17 protein-coding genes and 1 pseudogene are annotated in these 16,846 nt (G+C 71.0%); 11 read left to right on the top strand and 7 right to left on the bottom strand.

Features of this window, described 5'->3' with window-relative positions:
• Positions 1–36: 36 nt before the first annotated feature.
• The 6 genes and pseudogenes from FLX07_RS37745 to FLX07_RS15535 form a co-directional block, all read right to left on the bottom strand.
• The gene (locus FLX07_RS37745) at positions 37–858 is read right to left on the bottom strand and encodes a coiled-coil domain-containing protein (RefSeq protein ID WP_229689780.1); all 822 of its coding nucleotides are present in this window, start codon (positions 856–858) and stop codon (positions 37–39) included.
• 243 nt (positions 859–1,101) lie between these two features.
• Complete coding sequence (locus tag FLX07_RS15555; protein WP_142571496.1) at positions 1,102–1,770, bottom strand: hypothetical protein; 669 nt, start codon at positions 1,768–1,770, stop codon at positions 1,102–1,104.
• Between the two features lie 109 nt (positions 1,771–1,879).
• Positions 1,880–2,443, bottom strand: a complete 564-nt coding sequence (locus tag FLX07_RS38860; protein ID WP_142571495.1) for an MFS transporter — start codon at positions 2,441–2,443, stop codon at positions 1,880–1,882.
• Between the two features lie 109 nt (positions 2,444–2,552).
• Positions 2,553–3,884, bottom strand: a pseudogene (locus FLX07_RS15545) (KedN5 family methylcobalamin-dependent radical SAM C-methyltransferase); the annotation flags it as partial.
• 418 nt (positions 3,885–4,302) lie between these two features.
• Complete coding sequence (locus tag FLX07_RS15540) at positions 4,303–4,875, bottom strand: nicotinamidase (RefSeq protein ID WP_142571494.1); 573 nt, start codon at positions 4,873–4,875, stop codon at positions 4,303–4,305.
• Positions 4,876–4,954: 79 nt separating this feature from the next.
• Positions 4,955–6,232 carry a nicotinate phosphoribosyltransferase gene (locus tag FLX07_RS15535; RefSeq protein ID WP_223853453.1) on the bottom strand — a complete coding sequence of 426 codons (1,278 nt, stop codon included), beginning with the start codon at positions 6,230–6,232 and terminating at the stop codon, positions 4,955–4,957.
• A gap of 45 nt (positions 6,233–6,277) precedes the next feature.
• On the opposite strand from FLX07_RS15535, the gene clpS reads away from it, so the two are divergent.
• The 5 genes from clpS (at position 6,278) to FLX07_RS15510 (ending at position 9,002) form a co-directional block, all read left to right on the top strand.
• Positions 6,278–6,565 (top strand): ATP-dependent Clp protease adapter ClpS, encoded by a 288-nt coding sequence (gene clpS, locus FLX07_RS15530; protein WP_142571492.1) that lies wholly within the window; start codon positions 6,278–6,280, stop codon positions 6,563–6,565.
• Positions 6,565–7,089: a DUF2017 domain-containing protein gene (locus tag FLX07_RS15525; protein WP_142571491.1), complete on the top strand. Its 525-nt coding sequence runs from the start codon at positions 6,565–6,567 to the stop codon at positions 7,087–7,089. The genes clpS and FLX07_RS15525 overlap by 1 nt, the downstream gene beginning before the upstream one ends.
• A gap of 10 nt (positions 7,090–7,099) precedes the next feature.
• Positions 7,100–7,516: a M67 family metallopeptidase gene (locus FLX07_RS15520; RefSeq protein ID WP_142571490.1), complete on the top strand. Its 417-nt coding sequence runs from the start codon at positions 7,100–7,102 to the stop codon at positions 7,514–7,516.
• A gap of 259 nt (positions 7,517–7,775) precedes the next feature.
• Positions 7,776–8,054 (top strand): MoaD/ThiS family protein, encoded by a 279-nt coding sequence (locus tag FLX07_RS15515; protein ID WP_142571489.1) that lies wholly within the window; start codon positions 7,776–7,778, stop codon positions 8,052–8,054.
• On the top strand, positions 8,055–9,002 hold the full coding sequence (locus FLX07_RS15510; RefSeq protein WP_142571488.1) for a PLP-dependent cysteine synthase family protein: 948 nt from the start codon (positions 8,055–8,057) through the stop codon (positions 9,000–9,002).
• A 288-nt stretch (positions 9,003–9,290) separates the two neighbouring features.
• On the opposite strand, the gene FLX07_RS15505 is transcribed toward FLX07_RS15510, so the two are convergent.
• On the bottom strand, positions 9,291–10,913 hold the full coding sequence (locus tag FLX07_RS15505; protein WP_142571487.1) for a DUF3352 domain-containing protein: 1,623 nt from the start codon (positions 10,911–10,913) through the stop codon (positions 9,291–9,293).
• Between the two features lie 217 nt (positions 10,914–11,130).
• On the opposite strand from FLX07_RS15505, the gene FLX07_RS15500 reads away from it, so the two are divergent.
• From FLX07_RS15500 to FLX07_RS15475, 6 genes are all read left to right on the top strand, one after another.
• Complete coding sequence (locus tag FLX07_RS15500; RefSeq protein ID WP_142571486.1) at positions 11,131–11,925, top strand: thioesterase family protein; 795 nt, start codon at positions 11,131–11,133, stop codon at positions 11,923–11,925.
• Between the two features lie 177 nt (positions 11,926–12,102).
• On the top strand, positions 12,103–12,939 hold the full coding sequence (gene murI, locus FLX07_RS15495; protein ID WP_373292570.1) for a glutamate racemase: 837 nt from the start codon (positions 12,103–12,105) through the stop codon (positions 12,937–12,939).
• Positions 12,936–13,688, top strand: a complete 753-nt coding sequence (locus FLX07_RS15490; protein WP_142571484.1) for an MBL fold metallo-hydrolase — start codon at positions 12,936–12,938, stop codon at positions 13,686–13,688. Before murI ends, FLX07_RS15490 begins: the two co-directional genes overlap by 4 nt.
• Before the next feature lie 5 nt (positions 13,689–13,693).
• Positions 13,694–14,410 (top strand): ribonuclease PH, encoded by a 717-nt coding sequence (rph, locus tag FLX07_RS15485; RefSeq protein ID WP_142571483.1) that lies wholly within the window; start codon positions 13,694–13,696, stop codon positions 14,408–14,410.
• A gap of 19 nt (positions 14,411–14,429) precedes the next feature.
• Positions 14,430–15,032, top strand: coding sequence for an RdgB/HAM1 family non-canonical purine NTP pyrophosphatase (rdgB, locus tag FLX07_RS15480; protein ID WP_142571482.1), 603 nt, complete (start codon positions 14,430–14,432; stop codon positions 15,030–15,032).
• 46 nt (positions 15,033–15,078) lie between these two features.
• Positions 15,079–16,821, top strand: coding sequence for a molybdopterin-dependent oxidoreductase (locus FLX07_RS15475; RefSeq protein WP_308424419.1), 1,743 nt, complete (start codon positions 15,079–15,081; stop codon positions 16,819–16,821).
• Positions 16,822–16,846 lie beyond the last annotated feature (25 nt).

Below are 16,846 nucleotides of genomic sequence, written 5' to 3'. Positions count from 1 at the left end.
CCCTCGCCGCCCCTGACAGGACGGCGAGGGACGTCGTCAGTCTCCGTCGGGCGCGGTTCCAGGCACCGAAGCGTGCTGGTTCAGGCGGACCTGGGCAGACAGGCCGTCCAGTCGCTCGAGGATGGCCTCGAACATCGTCGCGTTGGACGCCGCCATCCTGTCCATCTGCCCACTGAGACCCTCGACGCGTTCGGTGAGTCCGTCGACTCGGTCGTTGAGCCCGTCGACGCGGTTGGTGAGGTCGCCGACTTGTTGGGTGAGCCCGTCGACTCGGTCGGTGAGCCCGTCGACGCGTTGGGTCAGGCCGTCGACTCGGTCGTTGAGGCCGTCGACGCGGTTGGTGAGGTCGCCGACTTGTTGGGTGAGCCCGTCGACTCGGTCGGTGAGCCCGTCGACGCGTTGGGTCAGGCCGTCGACCCGGTCGTTGAGCCCGTCGACGCGTTGGGTCAGGCCGTCGACGCGGTTGGTGAGGTCGCCGACTTGTTGGGTCAGCCCGTCGACCCGGTCGGTCAGGCCGTCGACTCGGTCGTTGAGCCCGTCGACTCGTTGGGTGAGTCCGTCGAAGCGTTCGTTGAGACTCTCGACGTTGCGGTCCAGCCGGCTGATCTCGCCGTCAATGCGGTCGAGCCGGATCGTTACGACGCCCATCTGCCGCTTGAGGACGCCGACGTCCGCTCTCGTCTCCCCGGCGACCTGCTCGACCCGGACCAGACGGTCGCTCATCGCGTCGATCTTGTCCCAATTGATCTGCATCGCGTCATACGCGTGCTCTATCGCCTGCTTGCGGCAATGCACACTCAGCTCCACGAAATCATTCTCCAAGCGCTCGACGCGTTGTTCGAGGGTGGACACGGTCATAGGGCGTCCTCCAACTGTAGGGCAGCGTGGCCGGGGGCTCGCTGCGAAGGCGGGTGCATGGAGGGCATTGCTATCAGCTCCGCACCTTCATCGGAGGGTGATAATCCGGGAAATTCGCGGAGGCGTTCCAGGTGGGATAAGGATTACCCATACCGGTGTGATGAATGGTCACCGCAAGCGTGAGTGACACGTGTGTTTGTTTCCACCGGCACTGGAAAACCGACAATAGCGAATCGCCATTCACTATGACATGTGAGACCGAAGTGGGATGCGGTCGCCGGTGTGGCCGTCGATGGCGACGTAGCGGCGATGGTGCCGGGTGACCGGGCTCAGCCGGAGGCTGAGGGAGGCAACGCCCCCCTCCACGCGTATCGGAACGCGGTGCGTCCCCTCCTGCCGCGCGCCCTCAGCGCCCTCCTGCACCCAGATGCGCAGGCGATGCCCGGCCCGGTGCACCGCCACCGTCGCGGTGTCGCACTGTTGCATGGTGGCGGGCCAGTAGACGGTGAGGCCGTGCAGGGCCCGTTTGTGGAACGACAGTCGTACGGCGTCGGGGGTGGTGACCCGCTGGTCGCAGGCGGGCCGGCCGCTCGCCACGGACGGGGACGACGCCGGCGAGGGGGCGGTACCTGCCGGGCCACCTGGCGCGTCCTGTCCGTCCTGCCCGTCCTGTCCGGGCGCGGCCGGGGCGCGGCCCCCGGGGGCGGCGGCGCGGGTGTCCCGTACGGCGACCGTCCGGGCAGGCTCGGCTCCGGGCTGGGCGAACCCCAGGGCGATCGTGGCCGTCTGCAGCGCCGCCAGGGTCAGCGCGCCAGCGGCGCGAAGCGCACCCCGGTGGCCGCGGCCGAAGAGCAGCCAGACACAGGCCGGGGTGAGGACGAGCCAGCACAGGCCGAGCGAGAACGCGAACATCGGGCCCCCAATCCACGAAGGGTCGTCACTCTCGGTAATACATCAATGACGCTACGCGGTGAAGCTGTTGACATGGGGGCGCGCCACACCGGGAAACGGGAGACCTTGGTCAGGCCGACGGCTGGGCGGCTGTTCCGGCGTCACCTCCCGACGTGGCCCGCCAGGCGATGGTCAGGGCCGCCGCGCCGAAGACCACGCACAGCCAGAAGGCCGCTCCGCTGCCCGTCCGGTCCGCCAGCCAGCCCCCGCTGAACGCTCCGATGGTGGTGCCCGCGCCCATCCCGGACGAGGCCCAGCTCATCCCTTCCGAAGCTCCGGCGGTCCGGCGGCCCAGGAGGGAGAAGCCGGAGCTGAGGGAGGGGGCCGCGCCGATCCCGGCGAGGAAGCAGGCGATCACCAACGGCAGCTTGGGACCGGCCAGCGGCAGGAGCAGGCCGCAACCGGTCATCCAGGCCATGGCGGGCACGAAGACCCGTTCGGGGGCCAGGCGGCCGAGGTGGGGCCCGGCCAGCAGGGCCGCCGCCGCGCTCCCGAGGGCCCAGGCCGCCAGCGCGTAACCGGCCCAGTACGGCTCTCCGTCGGCGTCCGCGAGGGCGACGAGAAGGATCTCGATCGAGCCGAGGTAGGCGCCGATGCCCACGAAGGCGGCGACGAGGGCACGCGAACCGGCCATGGTGGTGGGACGCCGGCCGGCCGGGTGGGCGCCGCCCTTCCCGAGGGGAGGGGGGCCGTGCCGGTCTGACCGGCGAGCAGCAGCCAGCCCGAAGCTGGGCGCCCGCGCCCTGCCGGCCTTCGACGTGGTCGGCGATGGAGAGGATCACCTCCGATTGGCGGCGGCCGCCGACAGCGCGCAGGGCCGGGAACACGTGGCGCAGGACCAGGTTCTCGGCGAGCAACCGGGCCCAGAAGAGGAACCGCTGCATGCTCAGGTTCTGCCGCAGCGTCATGTCCTTGTTCGCCAGCACGTACTCGAAGTCGTCCCGGTCGCCGCGGATGGTGACGAAGCCGTAGAGATCCTTGCGCTCCACGTAGTCGGTGTTCGGCAGGAGGATCAGGGGATAGGCCGCGATCCGGGAGACATGCCGGGCGAGTTCGTCGTATCCCTTGAGGAAGGACTCCGGCGTCTCTCCCGGAGCGCCCCAGATCAGCTCCGCATAGATGTCCATCCCGTCCGCCGACAGGCGCTCCGTCAGGTCCTTCCAGGCGTTGATCTTCATGTTCGTGCGGTTCATCGTGGCCAGGGCGTCGTCGCTGAGCGTCTGCAGGGCGAGGGTGAAGGAACTGCGGATGCCCTCCCTGCGCATGATGTCGACGATCTCGTAGAAGGTCTTCGACTTGTTCTTGGCCCAGGAACTCTCCAGGGCCCGGGGGTAGCCGTATCTGCGCCGCACCTCGACCAGGTCCTCCACGAACTCCAGGTCCGCGCGCAGGATCCCGAAGTTCGCGTCGCACAGCACCACCGTCTCGGCTCCGGACCGGGCGAGGGCCTCCAGCTCGGCGCGTAGGCGCCCGCGGGAGAAGGACCGCACACGCTGACCGACGGCTCCGCCCCAGTAGCAGAAGGAACAGTGGTAGGGGCAGCCCCGGTTGGTCTCCAGAAGCGCGACGTCGTAACGGAAGGCGCCCGTGTCGTTGTGGAGCGGGAGCACACCGTTCAGGATCGGCGACGAGATGATGTCCAGGTCCTCGATCCGCGCCCGCTCGGCCGTGGTGCGGACGGAACCGTCGGCGTCCCGGTAGGAGATGCCGGCGACGTCGGCGAGGTCGGTCCTGCCGTCGGCGATGTGGGAGAGCAGGTCGACGAAGGTCAGTTCGCCCTCGCCGTTGACGATCACATCGACCACGGGCCACTGGCGCAGGGTGCGTTCCGCCTGGTTCGACACATGGTTGCCGCCGAAGATCACGGTCCCTTTCGGATTCACCTGCTTGAAGGTCTCGGCCAGTGCGCCGAACTGGCGGACGTTCCAGCCCAGCACCGAGAAGGCCAGGACGTCCGGCACATCACCGCCGAGGAGTCGTGTCGCCATCTCCCACTGGCCGGCCGCACCGGGATAGTTGACGATCTCGACCCGGCTGCGCGCGGACAGCTCCGGGTCGCTCGCGTATCGCGAGATACGCTAGCAAGATCGCTCCGAGTTGGGTAGAAGAGTTTTCGTGGATGAGACGTGGGTGCCCATTCGGCGTCGTCGCGCTCGGAGGTGATTGTTCGCGGCGACCAGGTGTTCCGGCCACTCGAAGGCCACATGACGTGCGGTGACGGAGATCCAGAGGGGAATTTTCGACGTACGTTTGGGGCGCGCGAATGCGGCAGAAATGGATTGCGACTAAAGAATTCATCGCAGCCGAATCGTCTGCGGGCCCGGGTTATCGGCTCACCGATTATCGCCTGCGGGCGCATCCTCGTACGTCACGAATTGTTAAAGCCGTCTCGGCTGTGACGACACGCCGGCCGCGCCGTGCCTCCCCCGGGGCTCCGTCCTGAGCGTCTTCCCAGGGCGTGCCGTTGCACGGCCGGGAGCGGCGTCGTGCGGGTCAGGAGCGGAGGACGGGCTCCCCAGTGAGCTCCACCCCGGCCTCGGTGAGGCGGGCGAGCGCCGACTCGGTCGTCTCCCTGGCCACGCCGGCCGTCAGGTCCAGCAGGACCCGTACGGCGAAGCCGTTCGCCGCCGCGTCCACGGCGGTGGCCCGGACGCAGTGGTCGGTGGCGATGCCGACGACGTCGACGGCCTCCACGCCGCGCTCGCGCAGCCACGCGGCCAGGCCCACGCCGTCGGCGGTGGCGCCCTCGAATCCGCTGTAGGCCGCCTGGTGCGCGCCCTTGCTGAAGACCTCCTCGACCTTCGAGGTGTCGAAGGCGGGGTGGAAGCCGGCACCGGAAGTGCCCACGACGCAGTGCGGCGGCCAGGAGTCCGCGTAGTCGGGCTCGGCCGCGAAATGGGCGCCGGGATCGACGTGGTGGTCGCGGGTGGCGACCACGTGGTCGTACGCGTGCTCCTGGACATGGCGGCTGATCGCGGCGGCCACCTCGGCGCCGCCGCCGACCGGCAGGCTGCCGCCCTCGCAGAAGTCGTTCTGCACGTCCACGACGATGAGCGCGGTCTTCATTGGGCCACCTCGCAACGGCGATCCTCAGCGTGGCGATCACGGAGGACCGGCGTCGTCCTCATGCGCCGGTCCTCCGCGATCACTTGAAGATAGTAGGGACTGTGGGGTCTCCGGGGGAGAGGCTGCACGCCTCCAGCGGCAACTCGGCCAAAGTCGCCCGGTGGCGGTCGCGCGCGGCCGCCAGGGGTTCGCGGCCGACGACCTTGCCGTCCCGCACGAGTTCGGCCAGCAGCGGGCGGCCTTCCGTCTCCACCGGCTCGCGGGTGACGACCTCGGCGGTCGCGGTGCCGCCGTCGGTCCTGCGGTAGGCCCACTTGCGCCCGCCGATGCTCGGCTTGCCGACGGACGCCTTGGCGACCGGCTGCAGCCGTCCCGTGCGGTCCTCCCGCGCGACGAGTTTGTAGACGAGGCTGGCCGTCGGATGGCCGGAACCCGTGGCCAGGGCGGTGCCGACGCCGTAGGCGTCCACCGGCGCCGCGGCCAGCGCCGCGATCGCGAACTCGTCCAGGTCGCCGGTGACGACGATCCGGGTGTGGCTCGCGCCCAGCTCGTCGAGTAAGCGGCGCACCTCCACCGCCACGACCGCCAGGTCGCCGGAGTCGATCCGCACCGCGCCGAGGTCGGGCCCGGCCAGCTCCACCGCGGTCCGTACGGCCTTCGCCACGTCGTAGGTGTCCACGAGCAGGGTGGTGCCGAGCCCGAGGGAGTCGATCTGGGCCCGGAAGGCGTCCTCCTCCGAGTCGTGGAGCAGGGTGAACGCGTGGGCGGCGGTGCCCGCGGTCGGCACGCCGTGCAGGTGACCGGCCATCAGGTTGGAGGTGGAGGCGAAGCCGCACAGGTAGGCGGCCCTGGCGGCGGCGACCGCGGCGTGCTCGTGGGTGCGGCGCGACCCCATCTCGATGAGCGGCCGGTCACCGGCCGCCTGGGCCATCCGGGAGGCGGCCCCCGCGATCGCGCAGTCGTGGTTCAGTATCGACAGGGCCAGGGTCTCCAGCAGCACGGCCTCGGCGAACGTCCCCTCCACCACCATGATCGGTGAGCCGGGGAAGAACGCCTCGCCCTCGCGGTAGCCGTACACGTTGCCCGAGAAGCGGTAGCCGGCGAGGAACTCGCCGGTGGGCTCGTCCACGATCCCGGAGGAGCACAGGAACTCGATGTCCTGCTCCTCGAAGCGGAAGTCCTCGAGCGCGTCGAGGAACCGCCCGGTGCCGGCCACCACCCCGTAGCGCCGCCCACCGGGCAGCCGCCGGGCGAACACCTCGAAGACCGCCCGCCGGTCGGCCGCGCCGCCGGCGAGTGCGGCCTGGAGCATCGTCAGTTCGTACCGGTCGGTGAGCAGGGCCGTGCCCGTGGTCATGCGCACGTGTCGAAGACTACGACGGTCGTGGTGCAGGATGGGTACGTGGGTAGCCCAGCTCCAGCCGAGGTCGAGCGGCCGTCGTCGGACGTGCGTCCCGATCTGCCGTGGCTCACGATCGTGTGGAACGACCCGGTCAACCTGATGTCGTACGTCACGTACGTCTTCCAGACCGTGTTCGGCTACCCCCGGCAGAGGGCCGAGAAGCTGATGATGGACGTCCACCACAAGGGCAGGGCCGTCGTCGCCAGCGGTACCCGGGAGGAGATGGAACGGGACGTGCAGATCCTTCACTCCTACGGCCTGTGGGCGACCGTCCAGCAGGACAAATGATGAGCACGGGCTTTCAGGCGACGCGCGACGGGGTGACCGTCCAGCTCGACGCGGGCGAGGTGTCGATCCTGCGCTCGCTGGTGTCGCAGGTGCTCGGCCTGGTCGAGCCGGGGACCACCGGCGACGACCCGCTGGAGCGCGCCCTGGGCATCGGCTCGGCGTCCCCGCCGGCCGACCCCGTGCTGGCGCGGCTGTTCCCCTCGGCGTACGCCGAGGACGAGGAGGCGGCGCAGGAGTTCCGGCGCTACACGGAGGCGACGCTGCGCGACGGCAAGCGCGCCGACGCGACCACGCTGCTGGAGACGGCGGCGCCGGGCAGGCTGGCGCTGACGGCCGAGCAGGGGCAGGCGTGGCTGCGGGCGATCAACGACGTCCGCCTCGCGCTCGGCGTGCGGCTGGAGATCACCGAGGAGGTCCACGAGGAGATCTCCTCGATGTCCGAGGACGACCCCCGCTATCCGGCGTTCGTGACCTACGACTGGCTGACCTACCTGCAGGACACCCTTGTCAGGGCGCTTTGGTAAATTTCCCAGCATGCTGACGATCTCACGCGAGCTGGTCGACAAGATCGTGGCCCATTCCCGGGCCGACCATCCCGACGAGGCGTGCGGCGTCGTGGCCGGGCCCGCCGGGTCGGACCGTCCCGAGCGGTTCGTCCCCATGGAGAACGCCGAGCGCTCGCCGACGTTCTACCGGTTCGACTCGATGGAGCAGTTCCGCGTGTGGCGGGACATGGACGACCGCGACGAGGCGCCTGTCGTGATCTACCACTCCCACACCGCCACCGAGGCGTACCCCTCCCGCACGGACATCAGCTACGCCTCCGAGCCCGACGCCCACTATGTGCTGGTGTCGACCGCCTCCGAGGAGGAGACGCCCTTCCGTTCCTACCGGATCGTGGACGGAGTCGTGACCGAGGAGGAAGTCAAGATCGTAGAGTCGTACGGTTAAACTTGAACCATGGCTAACGATGACGCTCGTCCCGTGTCGTCACCGGCTGTCCTGTCGCGCCGGGTGCGCCCGGAATCTCCTGTTCAGGCGTTCCTCTTCGCGCACACGCCGTCTGTCGTCGTCTACGACTGTCGCTGAACCCGGCCGCCCACTCGGCGCCGGGGAAGAAGACCGCTGGAATCGCCGCCCGCCTGCCCCTGTTCAGAGCAGGTGGACGCCCATCATAACGACGACCACTGATCAAGGAGACTGAGCCGACATGGCCATCGAGGTCCGCATTCCTACCATCCTCCGCAGCTACACCGATGGCGCCAAGGCGGTCAACGCCAAGGGAGCGACCCTCGAAGAGCTGATCGGCGACCTGGAGGCTCGTCACCCCGGCCTGAAGGACCGGCTGGTGGACGACGCCGGGCTGCGCCGATTCGTCAACGTCTACCTCAACGACGAGGACGTACGCTTCCTCGGCGGGCTCGGCACCCCCGTCGCCGACGGCGACACCGTGACCGTGCTCCCGGCCGTCGCGGGCGGAGCGCGCTAGATGCGCTTCGACTCGTTGATCGACTCGGTCGGGCGTACGCCGCTGGTGGGTCTGCCCCGGCTGTCGCCGTCCTCCGACGTACGGGTCTGGGCGAAGCTGGAGGACCGCAACCCGACCGGGTCGGTCAAGGACCGGCCGGCGCTGTGGATGATCGAGCAGGCCGAGAAGGACGGGCTGCTCACGCCGGGCTGCACGATCCTGGAGCCGACCTCCGGCAACACCGGCATCTCGCTGGCGATGTCGGCCCGGCTCAAGGGCTACAAGCTGATCTGCGTCATGCCGGAGAACACCTCCGAGGAGCGCCGCCAGCTGCTGCGCATGTGGGGCGCCGAGATCATCTCCTCGCCGGCCGCGGGCGGCTCCAACGAGGCCGTCCGGGTGGCCAAGGGCCTCGCGGCCGAGCATCCCGACTGGGTGATGCTCTACCAGTACGGCAACCCCGCCAACTGGCGCTCCCACTACGAGTCCACCGGGCCGGAGATCCTCGCGGACCTGCCGACCGTGACCCACTTCGTCGCCGGGCTCGGCACGACGGGCACCCTCATGGGCGTCGGCCGATACCTGCGCGAGCAGGTGCCGGACGTGAAGATCGTGGCCGCCGAGCCGCGGTACGGCGAGCTGGTCTACGGCCTGCGCAACGTGGACGAGGGGTTCGTGCCCGAGCTGTACGACGCGTCCGTGCTGACCACCCGCTACTCGGTGACCTCGGCCGACGCGCTGCGCCGGACGCGTGAGCTGCTGGCCGCGGAGGGCATCTTCGCGGGCATCTCGACGGGCTGCGCCCTGCACGCCGCCCTCGGCATGGCCCGCAAGGCGGTCCAGGCGGGCGAGCGGGCCGACATCGTGTTCATCGTGGCCGACGGCGGCTGGAAATACCTGTCCACCGGCGCCTACGAGGGAACCCTCGACGAGGCGGAGGACCGCCTCGAAGGCCAGCTCTGGGCCTGACCGCCCCACCCGCCGACGTGATCTTGTAGTTAGTCGCACGCACGCCTGTGACATGCGAAGGGACCTTTCGTGATCTTGCGCAGGATTGGCCTGCGGTTGCGGGATCAGCGCAAACACGATTCGTGATCTTGCATTTCGACGAGAAGTGCAAGATCACGAATCGTGTTTTGCCTGGTAAGGCGGCTCTGGCATCGATCGCTGCAAGATCAAGATGCTGATACCCGTAGCTCACCCGCCGTTGGTGCGACAAACTACAAGATCACGGCGGGGGAGAGGGTGAGGTGGGGGTTAGTTGAAGACCAGGCGGAGGGCGAAGGTCGAGCCGTCCTCGCCGTGGGTGCCGCTCAGGCCGACCGCCCGCAGCTTCTCGGCGTCGGCGCGCCCCTGCTCGTTCAGGCCGTCCAGATACAGCTTCTCCAGCCGGTCGAGGTCGGCGTACACGGCGTAGGTCGCGTTCGCGGCGTCCGGGACGGCCAGGCGGAACGTCTCGCTCTCGCCGAGCGTGCCGCCGCCGTTCAGCGCGTCGGCGTACTCCTGGGTGCTCGCGATCACGAACCGCCCGTCGCCCTCGGCGGTGGCGATGTCGGCGGACCTCTCCATGCCGTTCAGGTGGCCCTTGAGCCGGTCCACCACGTCACGCGCCTTGGCGGTGTCCGTCGTGAGCACGGCGCCCACCCGGGGCTGCGCGCCGTCGAGGTCCTGCTCGTCCAAAGCGAGCGTGAGGGAGCGGCCCAGCAGCGTCGCGAGGTCGTCCGGCAGGGACAGGCCGTACTGCGTCCGCGCCTCGGCGAGGGCCTGCCGGACCATCTCGCCGCCCGAGCCGCTCGCACTCTGCTCGACGGACGGCCACTGCTCGCGCAGCAGGTCGCCCAGGCCGGAGATCGAGGCAGCCGCGACCGTGGAGGCGGGCAGCTCGCCGATCTTCACCGGCTCGGGCCGTCCCGGTGCGGCCGTGCCGCCGCGGGTGACCCCGGCCAGCTCGGCGTAGTCGCCGGAGAACCGGAGGGCGCCGGCGAACCGCATGCCCCTGATCTGCCGCAGCACGGGCGTCACCGCGACCTCGCTCCAGCCGGCGTCGGCGACCTTCTCCGCGTCCATCCAGAACGACAGCACGCCCGGCTCGCCCAGCGCGTCGAGGTCGGCGGCGAAGCGCGGCTCGCCGGACAGCGGCGCCGCCTTGACGTACTCGTCGGCCAGCTTCTGGCTCATGGCGATGATCGCGTACCCCTCGCGGAACGCCAGGCCGCCCTTGCCGCCGTCGAGGCCCATCTTGGCGATGCCCGTCCGGGCCGCCGCCTCGTCCTTCACCTGTACGGCGAGTGCTCCGACGGGGTCGCCGCCGCCGTCGGCGGGGAGCACGGCGAGGCCGACGCGGTCACCGAGCCAGGGTTCGACGTCCCTGGCGTAGTCGGCCTCGGAGAGACCCGGCTCGCCCTTCTGCAGCGCGCTGACCAGGGCCTCGCGCGGGTCGTCCCCGCCGAAGGCGTCGCGGGTGGCCGAGAACTTGCGGGCGATGCCGAACAACGCGAGCTTCTGCCCGGCCGACGGGTCGAGGTCGATCCGGACGTAGGCGATCGCGTTCGCGGGCAGCACGTCCTGCGGCTGCGCGCCGCCGCCGCTGAGCTTCGAGGCGGCCCATACGCCGCCGCCGCCGACCACCCCGACGAGCACGGCGGCCACCAGCGCGAGGATCCAGCCACGCCCCCGGCGGCCCCGGCCCGCAGGAGGCGCCGCCGGCCCGGATACGGTGGCGGAGCCGATCTCCTCCGGCTCCGTCCAGGACGGCAGCCGCACGGTGTGCGCCTCGTTCGCGGCGGTGCGGGGAACGCGATAGGCGATGGTGCGGTCGAGGTCGGGTTCGTCACCCGGCCGCCAGGGGCTCGGGGCGTTCGGGGAGGTGTCGGGGGACATGGGGCTCACTCACCTGCGTCGTCGTCGGGGTATGCCGCGACGCTAGGCCCGGCCGGTAGCGCCGCGCTTGCAGCCCACTTGACCGCGAACCGGGTGCCCGCCCCGATGCCGTCCCGATGCCGTCCTGTGCGGGCCCCGTGAGCCCACCGCGCGCTTCGCGGGAGCGCCACGCTAGAGTAATGAGCAGAATAATATTCGGTAGAGCGGCGAGGGGCGCATGACCAAGTTCGACGAGGCGACGCAGGCCATCCGGGTCGACGACACCACCTATGACGTGTGTCTCGACGACGGATACTCCATCGGGGGGCCGCTGAACGGCGGCTACCTCATGGCCGCGATGCTGCACGCCGTGGTGGACGCCTCGCCGCACGCGCACCCGGTCTCCACGAGCGCCCAGTTCCTGCGGGTGGCCCGGCCGGGCCCGGCCCGGGTGCTGCTCGAACCGCTCAAGACGGGCCGTACGGCGGCGATGACCAGGGCGCGGCTCGTCCAGGACGACGCGCCGTTCATCGAGATGCTCGTCACGACCGCGACTTTGGACGGGGAGGCGGCCCCCGACTGGGCGGACGGCCCTTCGGCCGTCATGCCGGACCTGGCGGACTGCGTACGCCTGCCCGACCCCAAGCCCGAGTCGAACATGAACTTCAGCGCCCAGATGGAGCTCGCGTTCGACCCGCCCACGATCGGCTGGCTCACCGGCGCGCCGACCGGACGGCCCGAGTCGCGGGCGTACTTCCGGCTGGCCGAGCCGCAGGACCCCGACCCGTACGTGCTGGCGCTGGCGGTGGACGCGCTGCCGCCGGTCGTGTTCTCGGCGGGGGCGCGGGGATGGGCCCCGACCGTGGAGCTGACGTGGCACCTGCGTGCCCTGCCCGCGCCGGGATGGCTGACGCTGATCGGCGGCGGACGGCTGATCAGCGACGGCTGGTTCGACGAGGAGGTCGAGGTGTGGGACTCGGCGGGCCGGCTGGTCGCCCAGTCTCGCCAGATCGCGCGTCTGGGCCGTGGCTGAGCCGCGTCACCTGCCGCGTCACCTGCCGCGTCTCCGGCACGCGTCTCCGGCACGCGCTGTCCGCCTGCCGTACCTCCGGTATGCGCTGTCCGCGTGCCGCGCCTCCCCGCCGCCCGGCGCGCGGTGTGAGCATTCTTACCGTCGGCGGCGGGGATCAGTCCCCTAACCTTGGGAAGCGTGCCGGAGGACAACACCAGGGCGATCGGGATCTTTGACAGCGGAGTGGGCGGCCTGACCGTCGCCCGGGCGATCATCGACCAGCTGCCCCACGAATCGATCTTCTACGTGGCCGACACGGCCCACCAGCCGTACGGGCCCAAGAGCATCGCCGAGCTCCGCGCATACGCGTTGGAGGTCATGGACCACCTTGTCGAGCACGACGTGAAGATGCTGGTCATCGCGTGCAACAGCGCGAGTTCGGCCGTGCTCAGGGACGCCAGGGAGCGCTATGACGTCCCGGTCGTCGAGGTGATCCAGCCCGCCACCCGGCGGGCCGTGCGGGCCACGAGGAACGGCAGGGTCGGGGTGATCGCCACGCGGGCCACCGTGGATTCGATGGCCTACCACGACGCCTTCGCCGCCGCCCCCGACGTGGAGCTGGTCGCGGTGGCCGCGCCCCTGCTCGTGGAGTTCGTCGAACGGGGCGAGACGATGAGCGAGGAGCTCATCGAGGTGGTCAGGGGCTACCTCAAGCCGATCCAGGACGCGGGCTGCGACACGCTCATCCTCGGCTGCACGCACTACCCGCTGCTCACCGGCGCCCTGTCGTACGTCGCCGGGGACGGGGTCACGCTGGTGTCCAGCGCCGAGGAGACGGCCAAGGACGTCTACCGCATCCTGCACGACCGCGGGCTGTCCAACGGGGCGGGCGAGCCGGGGCACCGCTTCCGGGCGACCGGCGACACCGAGCTGTTCGAACGGCTCGGGCAGCGCTTCCTCGGTCCAGAGCTCCAGTCGGTGGAGCGGACCGTCTCCGGCATCGGCGACGTCAGCGGCGTAGGGAGTTCGCGATGAAGTTGACGATCATCGGGTGCTCGGGCAGCTTCCCCGGCCCCGACAGCCCGTCCTCCTGCTATCTGCTGGAGGCCGAGGGCTTCCGGCTACTGCTCGACTTCGGCAACGGATCGCTGGGCGCGCTGCAGCGGCACGCCGGGCTCTACGACGTCGACGCCATCCTCCTGTCCCACCTGCACGCCGACCACTGCCTCGACCTGTGCGCCTACCACGTCGTGCGCACGTACACCCCGGACGGCCCGCTGCCGAAGGTGCCCGTCCACGCCCCCGCCGACGCCTCCAAGCGGCTCAACGCGGCGTACGCGATGCCGGACGAGCCCGTGCTGGAGAACTCCTTCGACTTCGTCCGGCTGTCGCCCGGCATCCGGCACGTCGGGCCGTTCGAGGTGACGGCCGCCCCGATGAACCACCCGGTGGAGACCTACGGCTTCCGGGTCACCCACCAGGGCCGTTCCGTCGCCTACTCGGCGGACACCGGTGAGTCGGCCGAACTGGTCAAGCTGGCCCACGAGGCCGACGTGCTGCTGTGCGAGGCGTCCTTCCTCGACGAACCGGGCCTGACCCCCGGCCTCCACCTGAGCGGCAGGCAGGCGGCCGAGCACGCCGCCCGCGCCGAGGCCGGCGCGCTCGTCCTCACCCATCTCGTCCCCTGGTACGACAAGTCCCGCATCCTGGAGGACGCCTCGCGCGGCGGCTTCGCCGGCCCGATGGAGTTGGCGCGGAGCGGGGCCGTGTATGACCTAGGGTGACCCGTATGGCTCGTTCACACGGTCGTCGTTCCGACCAGCTTCGCCCCGTGACCATCACCCGGAACTGGCTCGCCCACGCGGAGGGCTCCGTCCTGGTGGAGTTCGGGGGCACCAGGGTGTTGTGCGCCGCGACGGTGGAAAGCGGCGTGCCCCGCTGGCGCAAGGGCAGTGGTCTCGGCTGGGTGACGGCCGAGTACGCCATGCTGCCCCGGTCGACCAACACGCGCAACGACCGCGAGTCGGTCCGCGGCAAGATCGGCGGACGCACCCACGAGATCTCCCGGCTGATCGGCAGATCCCTGCGGGCCTGTGTCGACTACAAGGCACTGGGGGAGAACTCCGTCCTGCTCGACTGCGACGTGCTGCAGGCCGACGGCGGCACCCGCACCGCCGCCATCACGGGCGCGTACGTCGCCCTCGCCGACGCGATCGCCTGGATGCGGCAGCGCCGGATGTGCCCCGGCGACCCCCTGGTGAACTCGGTCGCCGCCGTCTCGGTCGGCGTCGTCGGCACCGAGCCGATGCTCGACCTCGACTACAGCGAGGACGTCAAGGCCGAGACCGACATGAACGTGGTGATGACCGGCAGGGGCGACTACGTCGAGGTGCAGGGCACCGCCGAGGGCACGCCGTTCGACCGGACGGCGCTCAACGGACTGCTCGACCTCGCCGCGGCCGGCTGCGCGGATCTCACCCGCCTGCAGGCCGAGGCCCTCGCCTGATCAACGGGAGAACGACAGCATGAACAAGGTGGTTCTGGCCACCCGGAACGCCGGGAAGATCGTCGAACTGCGGCGGATCCTCGCCGACGCCGGTGTGCCGGTCGAACTCGTCGGCCTGGAGGCGTTCCCGCACATCGGCGACGTGGCGGAGACCGGCCTCACGTTCGCGGAGAACGCGCTGCTCAAGGCGCACGCGGTCGCCGCGCAGAGCGGGCTGCCCGCCATCTCCGACGACTCCGGCCTGTGCGTCGAGGCGCTGAACGGCATGCCGGGCATCTTCTCCGCCCGCTGGTCGGGCCGCCACGGCGACGACGACGCCAACCTCGACCTGCTGCTCGCGCAGATCGCCGACGTGCCGGACGGCCGCCGCCGGGCCCACTTCGCCTGCACGGCCGCGCTCGCGCTGCCGACGGGGGAGGAGCACGTGGTGGAGGGGGCCGTGCACGGCCACCTCATCCGCGAACGGCGCGGCACGGGCGGCTTCGGCTACGACCCGATCTTCGTGCCGGACGGCGACACCCGCACGACGTCCGAGATGTCGGCCGAGGAGAAGGACGCGATCAGCCACCGGGGCAAGGCGTTCCGGGCGATCGTCCCGGTGATCGCCGAGGTCGTCTCGTAATACCGTCGTAAGACCCCGGCGAGCCGGTAGGCGTACCGTTCGGAACGTGAACGCAGCAGGCATCCGCATGCCCGCCTGGGCGGCCGCGCTGTCCGGCCTCGTCGCCGGCGCGGTGGCGCTCGGGGTGGCCCAGATCGTCGCCGGCCTGATCGATCCCGGCGCCGCGCCGGTCGTCGCCGTGGGCGGTGCGATGGTCGACGCCACGCCCGCCGGCCTCAAGGAATGGGCGATCCGCACCTTCGGATCCAACGACAAGCCGGTCCTGCTCGGCGGCATCGTCGTCGTGCTCGCGCTTATCGCCGCCGGTCTCGGTCTGCTCGCCCGCCGCCGCACGGCGTACGGCACGCTGGGGCTGGCCCTGTTCGGCCTCGTCGGCGCCGCCGCGGCGCTGTCGCGGCCGGACGCGGGGGTGGTGCACGTCCTGCCCTCGATCGCGGGCGCCGCGGCCGCGGCCTGGACCCTGTCGCGCCTGATGCGCCGCGCCATGGGCGGCGACGAGGAGGAGTACGTCGCCGCCAGCCGGGCCGCCAGCCGGGCCACCGGCCGGGCCGCAGACCAGGCGACGGGCGCCACGGTCCTGGCGGCGCACGCGCCGGCAGGACCGTCGTCGGGTGAGCGCACGAGAGCCGCGACCGTGGGGGAGGAGCGCCCCGCCCTGCCGCCCGTCATGCGGGCAGGAGGTGGCCCGGGCACGGGATCGGGCTCCGCGCTGTACACCTTCGACCGGCGCAGGCTTCTGACCGGGGCGGCCGCGGGGGTCGCGGTGGCGGGCGTCGCCGGTCTCGGCGGACGGCTGCTGTCGGGCTCCAAGGACGCCGAACTGGCCCGGCGTGGCGTGGCCAAGATGCTGCCGCGCGCGGCGCGCCCGGCCGCGCCGATCCCCGCCGGGGCGGACCTGCGGATTCCCGGCCTCACGCCGTTCGTCACGCCCAACGCGGAGTTCTACCGTGTCGACACCGCGCTCGTCGTGCCGTCGGTGGACCCGGCCCGCTGGACCCTGAAGATCCATGGACTGGTGGACAGGCCGGTCGAGCTGACCTTCGCCGACCTGCTCAAACGCCCCCTGACCGAGGCGGACGTCACGCTGACCTGCGTGTCCAACGAGGTCGGCGGGCCGTACGCCGGCAACGCCCGCTGGCTCGGCGCCCGGCTCGCCGACGTGCTGCGCGAGGCCGGGGTCCGCCGCGAGGCCGACATGCTGCTCAGCGTCTCCGACGACGGCTGGACCTGCGGCACACCGGTCGACGTGGTCATGGACGGCCGCGACGCGCTGCTCGCCGTCGCCATGAACGGCGAGGTGCTCCCGGAGGCCCACGGCTTCCCGGTCCGTCAGGTCGTGCCCGGACTGTACGGGTACGTGTCGGCGACGAAGTGGGTCACCGAGATCAGGGCTACCCGCTTCGACCAGGAGGAGGGCTACTGGACGCCGCGCGGCTGGGCCCCACGAGGCCCGATCAAGACCCAGTCCAGGATCGACCTGCCCCATGACGGGGACAAGGTCACGACGGGCCGTACGACCGTGGCGGGCGTCGCCTGGGCGCAGCACCGCGGCGTCGACGCGGTCGAGGTGGGGGTGGACGGCGGCGCGTGGCGGCAGGCGAGGCTCGCCGACGTCCCGGGTCTCGACACCTGGAGGCAGTGGTCGCTCGACCTGGACCTGACGCCGGGCCGCCACACGATCTCCGTGCGGGCCACCGACGCGACCGGCTACACCCAGACAGCGGACGAGCTCCCACCCGCCCCCGACGGCGCCACCGGCTACCACACGATCACCGTGACGGCCCGCTGACCGTCCCCCGCACGTCTCCCGGTGC

Source organism: Microbispora bryophytorum (assembly GCF_006874465.1).
Taxonomy (GTDB): domain Bacteria; phylum Actinomycetota; class Actinomycetes; order Streptosporangiales; family Streptosporangiaceae; genus Microbispora; species Microbispora bryophytorum.
The sequence above is the reverse complement of the archived record's forward strand: the minus strand, read 5'-3'. Positions and strand labels throughout refer to the sequence as shown.